The sequence below is a fragment of the Methanosarcina sp. UBA289 genome, from assembly GCA_002496565.1.
Classification (GTDB): Archaea; Halobacteriota; Methanosarcinia; order Methanosarcinales; family Methanosarcinaceae; genus Methanosarcina.
In genome coordinates, this window is the sequence record DAKJ01000005.1 from 102,570 (window position 1) to 115,657 (window position 13,088).

Annotated in this window: 10 protein-coding genes; 4 read left to right on the top strand and 6 right to left on the bottom strand. The window is 41.5% G+C overall.

Translation table 11 applies throughout. The features are described from left to right. Positions 1 to 118 precede the first annotated feature (118 nt). Positions 119 to 2,575 carry a heavy metal translocating P-type ATPase gene (locus BP549_RS01925; RefSeq protein WP_292377652.1) on the top strand — a complete coding sequence of 819 codons (2,457 nt, stop codon included), beginning with the start codon at positions 119 to 121 and terminating at the stop codon, positions 2,573 to 2,575. A gap of 56 nt (positions 2,576 to 2,631) precedes the next feature. Here BP549_RS01925 and BP549_RS01930 read toward each other — a convergent pair whose 3' ends face one another. The 4 genes from BP549_RS01930 to BP549_RS01945 form a co-directional block, all read right to left on the bottom strand. Then, entirely contained in the window at positions 2,632 to 2,850 is a 219-nt protein-coding gene (locus tag BP549_RS01930) for a PLDc N-terminal domain-containing protein (protein WP_292377653.1), read from the bottom strand. Between the two features lie 288 nt (positions 2,851 to 3,138). Then, positions 3,139 to 4,488: an MFS transporter gene (locus BP549_RS01935; protein WP_292377655.1), complete on the bottom strand. Its 1,350-nt coding sequence runs from the start codon at positions 4,486 to 4,488 to the stop codon at positions 3,139 to 3,141. 93 nt (positions 4,489 to 4,581) lie between these two features. After that, a complete protein-coding gene (locus BP549_RS01940; protein WP_292377657.1) occupies positions 4,582 to 4,932 on the bottom strand; it encodes a hypothetical protein in 351 nt (116 codons plus the stop codon). 325 nt (positions 4,933 to 5,257) lie between these two features. Further along, the gene (locus BP549_RS01945) at positions 5,258 to 5,626 is read right to left on the bottom strand and encodes a hypothetical protein (protein WP_292377658.1); all 369 of its coding nucleotides are present in this window, start codon (positions 5,624 to 5,626) and stop codon (positions 5,258 to 5,260) included. Between the two features lie 484 nt (positions 5,627 to 6,110). Between BP549_RS01945 and BP549_RS01950 the strand changes: the two genes are divergently transcribed. From BP549_RS01950 to BP549_RS01960, 3 genes are all read left to right on the top strand, one after another. Further along, entirely contained in the window at positions 6,111 to 6,668 is a 558-nt protein-coding gene (locus tag BP549_RS01950; RefSeq protein ID WP_292377660.1) for a TATA-box-binding protein, read from the top strand. 82 nt (positions 6,669 to 6,750) lie between these two features. Further along, positions 6,751 to 6,963 (top strand): hypothetical protein, encoded by a 213-nt coding sequence (locus tag BP549_RS01955; RefSeq protein WP_292376876.1) that lies wholly within the window; start codon positions 6,751 to 6,753, stop codon positions 6,961 to 6,963. Between the two features lie 1,212 nt (positions 6,964 to 8,175). Beyond that, positions 8,176 to 9,057, top strand: coding sequence for a hypothetical protein (locus BP549_RS01960; protein ID WP_292377662.1), 882 nt, complete (start codon positions 8,176 to 8,178; stop codon positions 9,055 to 9,057). Positions 9,058 to 9,969: 912 nt separating this feature from the next. Here the strand turns inward: BP549_RS01960 and BP549_RS01965 are convergent. Together BP549_RS01965 and BP549_RS01970 are read right to left on the bottom strand one after the other, a co-directional pair. Next, positions 9,970 to 11,448, bottom strand: a complete 1,479-nt coding sequence (locus tag BP549_RS01965; protein ID WP_292377664.1) for a phenylalanine--tRNA ligase subunit alpha — start codon at positions 11,446 to 11,448, stop codon at positions 9,970 to 9,972. A 112-nt stretch (positions 11,449 to 11,560) separates the two neighbouring features. After that, the gene (locus tag BP549_RS01970; RefSeq protein WP_292377666.1) at positions 11,561 to 13,036 is read right to left on the bottom strand and encodes a tryptophan--tRNA ligase; all 1,476 of its coding nucleotides are present in this window, start codon (positions 13,034 to 13,036) and stop codon (positions 11,561 to 11,563) included. Positions 13,037 to 13,088 lie beyond the last annotated feature (52 nt).

The following is a 13,088-nucleotide window of genomic DNA, read 5'->3' on the forward strand; positions in this document are numbered from 1 at the left end:
CGCACTAAAAGATTCATTATTTTTCTCCACTCAGGGTATTTGGATCTTTTAATCTCTAATATATCAGAAGCTTTAATATATTTAAAAACAAAATTAAAATCAGGGGAATTGGGAAGATATGAAGGCTGAAGAAAAGGGAGTGAACACCGGTTTTTCTAAAACTCAAGAAAATAAACCCTCTTATCGCGATAAAGAGAAAAACTTTGTAAGGGATACGTCAGGAAATTCCCATAGATCTCACGAAGGAAGCGGGAATAAATCTGCTGGAAATATAGTGCATCAGGGTCTTCCAGAAGCTCGAACGATGCGTACCGAAGAAAAATCTCCGGCGTATGGACAACATGAGGAAATAAGGCATGGGGGCCCTGAGCGGCATGAAGAAATGAAACCCAAACAGCACAGCGAAATTAAACATGATGACCATGAACCACAAGAAAAACTGATACATGAGGAACGTGGCGGAACGGAACATAAACAGCATGAGGAGATAAATCATGAGCATCGTGGTCTGAAACATGAAGAAACGAAGCACGAAGAGAAGCATGAAGGAATGGAACACAAAGGCCATGAGGCGGCCGGTGGGAAAGATCACGCCAACCATCATACCCAAATGCTTGAAGATTTCAGAAGAAGATTTATTGTTTCTTTTGTGTTAACTTTTCCAGTTTTGGTACTTTCGCCTACAATTCAGGACTTTTTCAACTTTGAGCTTCACGTTCCGGGTGCGGACTACCTTACTTTTTTCCTTTCCTCTATTGTGTATTTCTATGGTGGGTATCCGTTTCTCAGGGGGATTAAAGAGGAGCTTTCCGAAAAATCTCCTGGAATGATGACCCTTATAGCCATTGCAATCAGCGTGGCTTATTTTTACAGCTCGGCTGTAGTTTTCGGGCTTCATGGAGAGGTGTTTTTCTGGGAGCTTGTAACCCTTATCGATGTAATGCTACTCGGGCACTGGCTGGAAATGCGTTCGGTTATGGGAGCTTCAAGAGCCCTTGAGGAGCTTGTAAAAATTATGCCTTCGGTTGCCCACTTGAAGAAAGATGGAGATGTGATTGATGTCGCGGTTGAGCAGCTAGAAGTCGGGGATAAGGTTTTGATAAAACCCGGGGAAAAAGTGCCTGTGGACGGGACTGTTGTCGAGGGGACGAGCAGCGTCAACGAATCCATGCTTACCGGGGAATCGAAGCCTGTTTCGAAAAAGCCGGGAAATGACGTTATCGGCGGCTCAATTAACGGAGAGGCGGCTTTTGTCGTCAGGGTAGAAAAGACCGGAAAAGATACCTATCTTAGCCAGGTTGTCGAACTTGTCAGGGCTGCCCAGGAAAGCAAATCAAAAACCCAGGATCTGGCAAACCAGGCTGCTATGTATCTCACAATTATAGCTCTTACTGTGGGTACTCTCACTTTTATTCTCTGGATCCTTTTCGGCCAGCAACTTGTCTTTGCTCTGGAAAGGGCAGTGACTGTAATGGTTATTACCTGTCCGCACGCCCTTGGGCTTGCAATTCCTCTGGTAGTTGCAGTTTCAACATCCATTGCCGCAAAATCTGGGCTTCTTATCCGGGACAGGCAGGCATTTGAAAGAGCACGTAATCTTCAGGCTATTATTTTTGACAAAACCGGTACACTTACCGAAGGTCGATTTGGGGTTACGGATGTAGTTTCTCTTGTAGTTTCTGTTTCAGGCGAGGAAAATCGATTCGGAGAGTACGAAAAGGATGATAAAAGAATCTTAAGCCTTGCAGCCTCTCTGGAAGCCAGTTCGGAACATCCTATTGCAACAGGCATTCTGGAAAGTGCCCAGGAAAAAGGGATGCAAATTCAACCCGTGGAGGAATTCAGTTCTATTCCGGGAAAAGGTGTACAGGGGCTCATTGAAGGAAAAAAATTCCTTGTTGTGAGCCCTGGTTATCTTGAAGAAAATGGAATTGCTCTCAAAAATGAGAAAATTGAAGAAATCAAAGCACAGGGAAAGACTGTTGTGTTCCTGCTTGAGGGCGACAGGGTACTTGGAGCCGTTGCACTTGCCGACATTGTCAGGAAAGAATCCAAGGAAGCTATCTCAAAACTTAAAAGCATGGGAATAAAGTGCCTCATGCTTACAGGCGATAATCGCTATGTTGCAGCCTGGGTATCCCAGGAACTGGAGCTTGATGATTATTTCGCAGAAGTCCTTCCTCATGAGAAAGCCGCGAAGGTCAAGGAAGTCCAGGCGCAGTACATTACTGGCATGGTTGGGGATGGAGTTAATGATGCTCCTGCCCTGGCTCAGGCTGATATCGGGATAGCCATAGGAGCAGGTACGGACGTTGCAATTGAAACCGCTGACATAGTCCTGGTAAAAAACGATCCGAGAGATGTGGTTAATATTATCGGGCTTTCTAGGAAAACTTACTCCAAGATGTATCAGAATCTTCTCTGGGCAACAGGATACAACGTTTTTGCCATTCCACTTGCAGCCGGAGTACTCTATGGATACGGAATCTTATTGAGTCCTGCTATGGGTGCCGTTTTAATGAGCTTGAGTACCGTGATTGTAGCAATAAATGCTAAAACTTTAAAGATGGGGTGATTAATGCGGGTAAAATTTACAGTTTAAACAGTTACCAATTTTAATTTCTGTCTGCTTCATTTCCCTAGCTCTAGATGCCTCTTAGGACGTCGGATAAGATAGTATAGAAAAGCTCCTATGATATAGGTTAAAACAATAATTATGACCCAGATCAGGCGTGTATTTCCTATATCTGTCTCCTTTTTCACACAGTCAATAAGAGTCCATACCCAGAAAACAAAGGAAAGCAAACCAATAAATGCGGAAAGAATAAAAACATAAGAAAAGCCGATCATTTTACTCGTCTCGAATTTTTATCTTTCATTTATGTAAATATATTAATAACTCACAAAAATTATTGACTATAATGAGATTTTAACACTTAAATATTTGTTTATTGTAGATTGTTTGATTTTATTCAATTAATTTGTTAACTAAAATCATATTGGAATTTTAAACGACTATTTATGTTCAAATTTTATAGCAACTTCCAAATCTTCAAACTCAGTCCATTCTTCCAGTATTTTGATATTTAACTGATCCTGAGATCTGGTTTTTATCTGTCTCAAAATTGGATCTATTTGTTATCTATTCTTCAAAATCCTCTGTTCTTCAAAACGCCTAAGCCTGAAATTGAGTAAAAAAACAGTGTAGATTACCAGACCTGCAATTAAAAAAGAGGTTCCTGAAAGTGTTTCATATAAAAGGCCGCCAAGGATAAGTCCGGTAATGCTTGCAAGGCCTCCGAAACTGCTGGCAACACCCTGTATCGTTCCCTGGTACTTTCTTCCTGCAACTTTTGATAAAAGAGAGAGAAATGAAGGCCACATAAGCCCATCTCCAAGCGCGAAAAACCCTGCTGCAAGGTAGGTAAGGGAAAGATTCCCAGGAATGAGAAGCAAAAAATTCGTACCGAGAATCAGGCTTCCGAAGATTATGAGGGTTGCATCCGAATGTTTTCTTGAAACCCTGGGAAGTACAGTACTCTGTACAATTATCAGAAGCCCGCTCAGCACCGTGAAGTAAACGCCCATTTTTGCAATGCTCCAGTTGAGCGCTGAAATCGCGTGCAGGGGAAAAGCCGTGTAGAACACATTGTATCCAAGGTCGATTAGAAAGTACAGGCAAAGCATATAAGGGATATATGGAAGTCTCAGGATCTCTATGAATTCAGGTTTTTTTATTTCCGTTGTGGTTCTGCATTCCCTTATCTCATAACCGAAGATTTTCCTTACATTCTCGGCTTCTTCAGGCCCCTCAAGAGCGCACTCTTTACTTTCGGGAACATAAAACATAATCAGCAGTGTTCCGATAAGTGAGATTACTATTGCTCCAAGTACAGGAGCTACATCCCCATACGCGGTTACGCTCAATATTCCAGCAAGGGCAGGCCCAACTATAAATCCCAGGTTCTCGGAAATCGACATCTTCCCGAAATTCCGGCTCCTATCTCTTTCTGCAGTAATATCGGCTAGATAAGCATTGGCTACCGATACATTTCCTCCGGTCAGCCCGTCAAGAGCTCTGGCAAAAAAGAGCACTGCAAGGGGCAGGGTAACGGTAAAAGTTCCCAGGATTCCGGAATCTATTTTAAATAAGCTTACTACTGGAAGAAAAAGGGCCCCAAGGAAAATGATCCATGAAAGCAAAGTCCCTAACTGGCTTAAAAACAGGATCTTTTTACGGCCGTAGGTGTCAGACCACCTGCCCAGAATAGGGGCCCCAATTAGCTGAAAAGCCGGATACATCGAACTTGCAAGTCCGTAAATGAAAGCGTTCCCTCCCAGCCGGCTAACCAAAAACACCAGAAACGGGAGTACAATGCTGAATCCGAGCGTGCTTATGAAATTGACAGCAAGAATTGGAAGAAGAGAAATTTTTTCTCCGGTAAGAGAGTCTGGAGTATTTTCCTGGTTTTCGCTTTCTTTTTTCATGGCTCCTCAGGGTTCGTTTTCGGAAACCTTTTCCCAGGGCTTCAGGTTCCCTTCTTCTTTTCATATGACCGGTATTTAGTTTTCAGATAACAGCTACTTCTTTAGGATAGTTGCCTCTTTAATTCCCAGAATATCAGCCCAGGCCCGTTTCCCACACCTCGGGCACCTGAGGTATTTTTTATTTACACCATTGGGGCTGATGAAATCTTCAAGCGTTGAAATCTCGAACACCTCACCGCATCCGGGACAGAGATAGGCAAAGTTTTTTGCATGCCATGCCACAAGCAGGGCAAGTCCTCCGGCTACTATTATAAGCCAGAGATACCAGTAACCCGGAAGCAGGAAAAACGACAATATCATAATTACTGCTATGAACGCAAAAATTACCTGAGCTATTCCGTACCAATCGCTCCGCGTGATTTTCCAATACTTGTTTCTGTTCATAGCTCACCCCCGCTTCTACTCCCTTTTCTACTCCCTTTTTCTTTATTATCGAATAATTTATACTGGAAAATAGGATTTGCAGTTATTTAATGCAAATCTTTTCAAAAAAGGCTTGAGCGAAAACGACTCAATGGTGTAATTAGCAGAAAAACGGTTTAAAGCAAATCTTTTCAAAAAAGGCTTGAGCGAAAATGACTCGATGGTGTAATTAGCAGAAAAACGGTTTAAAGCAAATCTTTTCAAAAAAGTTTGATCAAAATCGAAGAATGCCTTATTAAATTTGTCATAAATAGGTAAAAGTTAGAAAAGAAATCTTTCTTTTCAGTTATTTTGTCTTTACTACAAGTCCTTCGATCATATCTTCGGAGTACCAGACCAGAACCTCCAGACGTTCCGAACATCTGCAGAAGGCATCCTGCACAGAGACCTGAGTTCCAAGGTCTGGGTTGTCTAGGTGTCTCCAATCATCGCTAACAAAGAGCCATAAACTTCTTACGCTGCCTGGGGGGTAAGGCATCAGTTCAAGCCAGTACCGGGTGGCTATACCAGTTTTCGCAGTTGCTCTAGGTCGTGATTCGACTGCATTCTGACCTTCCGGGGCACTTGGTAATTCTCTAGGGGCAGTCACAGATTCTGATTGAGATTCTGATGGGTACCCTGATGGACTATTTGTTTCTGATGGGATATCTGTCATTATTTACCCCTTTTAGTTTAATTGCTAACGCAATATGTTCGTTCCTGATTTCACCAATTAGTATACTATATACTTATATATTTACTAAAGAAAATATGTTTAGAAACTAAAATCCCGTAAGGTATATACCTCCTCGATTCTCGTTACCTTGGCTGGCCGCAGCTTTTTACTCCTGTTGAATTAAAAAGAATTCATACTACTCAGGTTCTTCAAAAAGCTCCGGACAATTTTCTTTTAGTGATATGAGGAACTCGTCGTCTAATTCTGTAATGTACAATTAATAGGCTTTGAACTAAAATAACCATACTATATGAGCCTATCCGAAAAGTGGTTACCTACTATAACTTTCCATTAACAAAATGCAAAACCGGAACGGATGCCCGAATATTATAGACATATTGTGACTTTTCAACATGCATTACTGACTTTTCGGATAGGCTCTAAACCGAAGATCAGAACTATAGAACTTCCATATACGTGCTGTATGGAATCCACAGTAATTTTAGAGAACGTGGTGGCATCTACAGCGTTGGCAGAAGATTTCAACCTGGAAAAAATGATGGAGTCTGGGCTGGAAGGCGCAGAATATAACAAAAAGAAGTTCCCCGGTCTCGTCTACAGAATAGAGAATCCCAAGGCTGCCTTTCTAATTTTCACTTCCGGAAAAGTGGTATGCACTGGAGCTAAGAGCATCGAGAACGCTCATGCGGCCATAATCACTCTGGCTAACACACTAAAGGATATCGGCTTCGATAAAATATATCCAGAACCTGAAGTTCATGTTCAGAACATTGTAGCTAGTGCTGATTTGAAAACAACCCTTAACCTGAACACCATTGCTATAGCTTTTGGTCTGGAGAATGTCGAATACGAGCCAGAAGTATTTCCTGGGCTTATTTATAGGGTCGAGGCTCCCAAGGTCGTAGTGCTTGTGTTCAGCTCTGGCAAACTGGTAATCACAGGTGGCAAAACTCCGGAGGATTGCGATGAGGGTCTGCGGATCGTCAGGGCAGAGTTCGACAACTTAGGACTTCTTTATTAAATATATCCTTAAAGTCTCGTAAACTCGTAACGAATACCACATACAAAAATGGGAAGTAAATACGAGAATAAGAGGGAAAAATATGCATATAACCAACAAGACAGAAACAGAAGACATGTTATTTGAATTTACATTTTCTCACTCCGGTTCACCTGAAAACTTATTTAATCAGACCCTAGTATACATTTTAAGAGGAAAAGATGGCTTAGATTTTGCAGAAATAAATATATCCCATATAATTACAAGAACAGGCAACTTTGAAGAAAGAAAAATATCACAACGGTACATTGAATAGCTAGGGAATTAAAAACAGGCTCTAAAATTCCAGACTCTACTTAAACTGTATTTATAATTTTACTATAAAATTTACATTTTTACATTTTACAGTAAATATATACACATTTTACTTTTGAGTTGAAACCAATGCCTTCCACCTATTCACCCTTTCCAGAACATGGCTGTTAAGAGTAAACGGTTTATCACTTTTAGCATTTTGTTTCATGTAATGTAAAGTTCCCTTAGAGGCTGTCTTAAAATTAAATAATCCTTTTTTCCTGCTTAGAGCCTATCTAAAAAGTGTTGTTACCTACTGTAACTTTCCATTAACAAAATGCAAAACCGGAACGGATGCCCGGATATTTAGACTTATTATAACTTTTCAGCATGCATTACTGACTTTTCGGATAGGCTCTATTAGAAAATACCCTACTTAAAAATTGGATTACAGATCTTGTGTCGTGTTGTTGGTCACGGGGGCCAATAGATAATAAAATAAGATGGCTAATTTAAATGAATTTTTATAATTCTATTTTAGCATGCTCTTATAGTGAGTATAACGATACCATAAAGTATAATTAAAAATGTCTATGCATTTCTTATTGCGTTTTTCCATATCAAAGATAGGATTATTCTCTGGATTTCTGTTGAATGTTTAGGAGATAACTAGATGAAGAACTGTGGTGAAAAAAATAATATTTCCGCAGTTTGATACTATAATTTTTACCTTTGCGTACCAGTTTCCCGGGAATTTCTCAGAAAAAAGGAAAATAAAGTCAAAAATTCTTACTATGGAAGAGATTCACTGGAATATATTGAGTCTCACGTAAGGGAAATATAAAAATATCTACTTATAAATATGTTAACCTGTCGAATCTAGGATAATAATATATATTAACACAAATTTATACTGATAAATGAAAAATTACTAATATTTATATTTTCATTCAATATAAGAAGTTACTTCCAAAAAATACTGAATATAAAATGTCTTGGAATTCTGACAGTGTACCGATTTTTCTGTAGAATCATAATCTTAAGAAAGTATTGGGTCAAAAATCCGATATCGCAAGATCAATTTCATCGACAGTGTACGAAAACTTGATTCGGAATTTACAGTAAATTCGCAATACTGCCAAAGTTATAAAACTGAACCAAAATTTGGGGAATACATAGAATGAAAGGGCAAATAAAAAACACATTGGCTATTTTGTTTGCAATCTTATTTGCATTGACGTTATCAGGTGCAATAGCAGGTGCCGAACCCATTTCAACCAACGACGACAACGTTGTGCCACCAGAATATAATCCAGTTTGGAGCAAGTGGGAAAGTCTCGGTGGAGAACTTACTGAAGGTGTAGCTGTTTCCTCCTGGGCACCCAATCGGTTGGATTGCTTCGCAGTTGGAGCTAATAGAACACTGCAGCACAAGTGGTTTGATGGCTCCTGGCACGACTGGGAAGATCTAGGCGGTGAACTGTATTCTGCACCCGCAGCTGTTTCATGGGATTCAAATCGTATAGATATTTTCGCTATAGGCAAAGATAAATCACTGCAGCATAAGTGGTATGATGGCTCCTGGCATGACTGGGAAAGTCTTGGCGGAGAACTTACTGAAGGTGTAGCTGTTTCCTCCTGGGCACCCAATCGATTGGATTGTTTCGCAGTTGGAGCTAATAGAACACTGCAGCATAAGTGGTTTGATGGCTCCTGGCACGACTGGGAAGATCTAGGCGGTGAACTGTATTCTGCACCTGCAGCTGTTTCGTGGGATTCAAATCGTATCGATATTGTCGCTATAGGCAAAGATAAATCTATGCAGCACAAGTGGTTTGATGGCTCCTGGCATGGCTGGGAAAATCTCGGTGGAGAACTCACTGAAGGTGTAGCTATCTCTTCTTGGGAACCCCATCGATTGGATTGTTTTGCCGTTGGAAATGATTATCAGACACTGCATCATAAGTGGTATGATGGCTCCTCCTGGCATGATTGGATCTGTAGAGGTGGGAAACTATATTCTGCTCCTACAGCCGTCTCGTGGGAGTCACATCGTATCGATATTTTCGCTATAGGTAATAATACATCTATGGATCATAAGTGGTATGGTCAGTAACTCAATAATAATATATTAATTATGTATTAATTATATTTCATTACTGGTACCAACAAGGTGAATAGTTCCTCCTTTTTGGCGGATAAAATTCTCCAATTCTCGTTCCCTAAGAAAAGTTTGAGAATTGTGAATCATGCTGAAAAAGGAGGAATTATTTTGGGTGTGGTGCAAAAAATCTGGTCATCTTTTTTATCCAGCTGATGTTTTAACATTTTTAAATGTCAGTAAATCTCTCAAAATCCATTTAAATCTAGTAATTTTTGCTTCTCTTGCCGATGTTCTCTATTTAATACCTCTTCATTGGTCATCGGTTAAAGAGTTTTATGCACAACTTCGAATACCACGTATAGCGATTTTTCTAACATAATTTATAGATTACATAAAAATAGCAATTTTGGGGATTCTGCACCTTAATCAAATCCGCATGAAATAGAATATAAAACTTTAAATTTTATGTAGAAAACCGGATCATAAAGCCAATTTATATATTACAAAATGTATGTTTCTGTCAAATTCCGAGAATTACAGATTTTTCCTTCATAAGATATAACATGCTTCCAGGCTTTATGATAACTGGCAAAAAGACCTTAAAAGGTCCTTACTTAAAAAGATCCTTATCTAGATATATCGAATCATCATATCCTTTTATATAGCCCTCTATTATTTCCTATTGGTCAGACCTTGATGCATATACCACACGGTGAGAAATGTGGCGCTTGTTTAATTCAGCACCATAAGAGGAACAGGCTTTCTTATCTGTTAGTCGCTGGGTAATCTTCCTTATTAAGAGTATTCAATGAGCACATTTTTACACAACGCATACAGCGGGGTTTACCAGTGCAGCTTTTTATTTAAAACTAAAAATAAAAATTTTGACCTGAGAGTTTCAGGTTACAACCCTCAGTTAAGATCTCAGGTCCTACAAACTTCACTTTTTCTGAGCCAGTCAATATCGGACTGGTACAGGAGCCTGAGGTCTTTAAGTCCCAGTTTCAGCATGGCAAGCCGGCTGACCCCTAGTCCCCAGGCAAGGACAGGGTCTTTAATCCCTAAAGGCTCGGCAACTTCTTTTCTGAAAACGCCTGCCCCTCCAAGTTCAACCCAACCCAGGCCGTCAACATAAACCTCGGGTTCCACGCTCGGTTCGGTGTATGGGAAATAGCCGGGGCGGAAGCGGACTTCTTCGAATCCCATCCTGTGGTAAAATTCTGCCAGTAAGCCGAGCAGGTCTGCAAAAGACATATCCTTGTCCATTACAACCCCTTCAAGTTGCTCGAACTCTGGAGTATGCGTAGGGTCAATTGTTTCCCTGCGGTAAGCTCTGTCAATGCAGAAAGCTTTTACAGGTGATTTGGGGTGGTCAGCCAGATACTTGACAGTAACGGATGTTGTGTGGGTTCTCAGAACATTGCGTTTTGCAAGTTCCCTGTCCCATGTTCCGCCCCAGCCACAGGAATCAATTTCTCCTCCGTGCTCGTGCATTGCAGCAACATTTTCGAAGTATTCACCCGGAAGCTGGCAGGCGCTGCCCAGGTGAAAAGTATCCTGCATATCCCTTGCAGGATGGTCTTGGGGCTGGAAAAGGGCATCGAAATTCCAGAAGGAACTTTGGATTATACCACCTTTGATCTCGGTAAAGCCCATTTCCAGGAATATCTGGCGCATCTGCTCTATAAGGCGCCTGTAAGGATGGATTTTGGCCCCGTAAAGGGATTTAGGAGTAATATCGAGACGGTAAGGCCTGAACTTTTTCTCCTTCCAGGCACCGCTCTTCAGTAAATCGGGTGTGATCTGAGCAATTTCTTCTTCAAGGACAAGCCCCTGGGAGGCAAGCGCATTTCCTGCACCAGTTATGGAAACCGTCCTGAACTTTTCTTCGTGTTTTATGATAAGTTTGCGCTTGAGCAGATCCTTTATTGTTCCTTCGTCGGATCCGAGCTCTTCAAGGGTCTTTGCTTTTCCTGTGAAAACTGCAAGGGCTTCTTCGTCCTTTCCTGCATTCACTTTTCCCGACGGTACCATTACCCCATTTTCAACTTTCGCCCATCCTTTTTTTACGAGCCAGCCGGTTGCAATCCCTACCATTTGCGGAGAGAAATGGCTTCTCAATTCTTCAAGTGAGGTAGGATTTTTCAGGATATCAATAATCTGGCGCTCTGGAAGCCCATTTTTTTTGTACTCTTCCCCTTCTTTAGTAAGGGAATAGCGTTCGAGTACTTTTTCGGAGACTGAAACCAGCCCTTTTTCCTCAAGCATGAAGGCTGCCTGCATTGCTGCATCTACCTGCAGCCCTGATTTCTCCTCCAGCCCTTCGGGAGCCGCGGACCCTATATCCTCAAGGGCAAGCAAGACCTTTTTCTCGTTGATTGTGAGATTATCCTGAATACTCATACATGATCACTTCCTGACATTCCTGATAATATTAAGAGCTTGATAAACTTATAAATGACCGATTTTATAACCTTTAATTTGTAGCCTTATAAACTAAATTTATTTTATAAAGTTACTTTTTGTAAATTATTTTATATTCATTGAGTTTTTCCCTTGCAAGTTCCCGCTTCTCTTGATGGTCTTTGAGGAATTCGTACATCTTTTCGGCTGCAAGCTGTTTGCATGACCCACACATCCTAGTTCCACAGACACATTCCTCTCTTATTTCCATAAGTTCATCATCATCTTCTACTAAGTGGAAAAGCATGAGTTCGAAAACAGAGCATTCCTCGGGTTTTCCACCAAGTTTTTTCTGCTCCTCAAGAGTCATACATCCCCCAGTCTTTGCCCTCTTCACTTTTTTTGCGCCTTCTTTTGGGTCGTCAGTAAGAGCGATATGACTGTCAGGGATGCTGCTTGACATCTTTCCTCCCTGCAACCCGCTCATAAAGCGGTGATAAGTAGATGCAGGAGGAATGAAAGCATAGCCTTCGAATTCAGCGGCAACTTCTGCTACGATCTCGTCCAGCATCTTTCGGGTGAGTTTCCATACTTTTCTGAAAACAAAGTATTCTTCGTACCCTGAGAATTCATAAGGTTTAATTTCACTGGCGAATTTCGAGATCTCTTTAAGCTCAGCAGTAAAGTATCTCTTTTTCTCAGGCTGGTTTATTTGCAAAACAAATCTTTCCAGGAATGGATAGTCAGGAGTTTGAAGTATATCCAGGTGCTCTTCATAGAGTTTCACCTTCCCAGGAATGCGTTTTTTAAGCTCCTGTAACGCTTCCTTCGGGGCTCCCTTTCCGCGCACGCTCAGGTATTTCCCGCCATTTGCGTTTTCTCTCTCCTCTACCCTGAACATGCTCATCTTGCCTGCAAGTCCTCGCGTCAGCCGAAGGTGAGGGTCCTGGTCTGGCCCAACAGGCACCACAACCGGTTTTGGGCCTCCAAACTCTTCGAGTTGAGGCTGGAGAATATCGGCAGCCTGGGTTGCCACACTGATCATATGAGAGAGGTTTGTCTCTCCTGAAAAACCGTAAATTGCACTCAGTTCCGAGAAGTTGACCTTGACCCCTAGTTCAAATGCCAGATCCTTGACGCTTTCACAGCCTGACTGGAAGTAAATAAGGCCATCGGGCTTAAACCCGAGAGCGATAAGGCTTAATATATATTCTTCTACCCCTATTTGCCTGCATTTCTGCCAGGAAAAGCCGCGTACCGAGAAAGCCTCCCTATCCGCAATCCCGACAAAAGCCGATGCTCCCATTTGCTGGTGCCAGATTATCTGGTCCATAACCATCTTGTGCCCGAGGTGAATCTTCCCTGAAGGCATAAAACCGTCCATAACCGAAAAAGGGGCACCTGTCCTCATGGCTTCTGCAATCTGTTCGTAATCACGGTGCCCGAAGATAACTCTTCTCCGCATATACATATGTGGGGAAGGGATTTCAGGAAGCACATCATCAAATGGAGAAATCCCGAATTCTTCGAATAACTTGGAATAATCATTAATCTCGCTTGAACTCCACGGGTCAAGTTTATTCGTCATTAAATCCCTCATTACTGCCAGTTTTCTGGAGGAAAACCTCAGGCAGACAGCT

Coding starts and splice junctions, on each gene's coding strand:
- BP549_RS01965 (WP_292377664.1), bottom strand. CDS start 11,448: ATGAGTATTCAGGATAATCTCACAATCAACGAGAAAAAGGTCTTGCTT.
- BP549_RS01935 (WP_292377655.1), bottom strand. CDS start 4,488: ATGAAAAAAGAAAGCGAAAACCAGGAAAATACTCCAGACTCTCTTACC.
- BP549_RS01955 (WP_292376876.1), top strand. CDS start 6,751: ATGCATATAACCAACAAGACAGAAACAGAAGACATGTTATTTGAATTT.
- BP549_RS01930 (WP_292377653.1), bottom strand. CDS start 2,850: ATGATCGGCTTTTCTTATGTTTTTATTCTTTCCGCATTTATTGGTTTG.
- BP549_RS01945 (WP_292377658.1), bottom strand. CDS start 5,626: ATGACAGATATCCCATCAGAAACAAATAGTCCATCAGGGTACCCATCA.
- BP549_RS01970 (WP_292377666.1), bottom strand. CDS start 13,036: ATGACGAATAAACTTGACCCGTGGAGTTCAAGCGAGATTAATGATTAT.
- BP549_RS01940 (WP_292377657.1), bottom strand. CDS start 4,932: ATGAACAGAAACAAGTATTGGAAAATCACGCGGAGCGATTGGTACGGA.
- BP549_RS01950 (WP_292377660.1), top strand. CDS start 6,111: ATGGAATCCACAGTAATTTTAGAGAACGTGGTGGCATCTACAGCGTTG.
- BP549_RS01925 (WP_292377652.1), top strand. CDS start 119: ATGAAGGCTGAAGAAAAGGGAGTGAACACCGGTTTTTCTAAAACTCAA.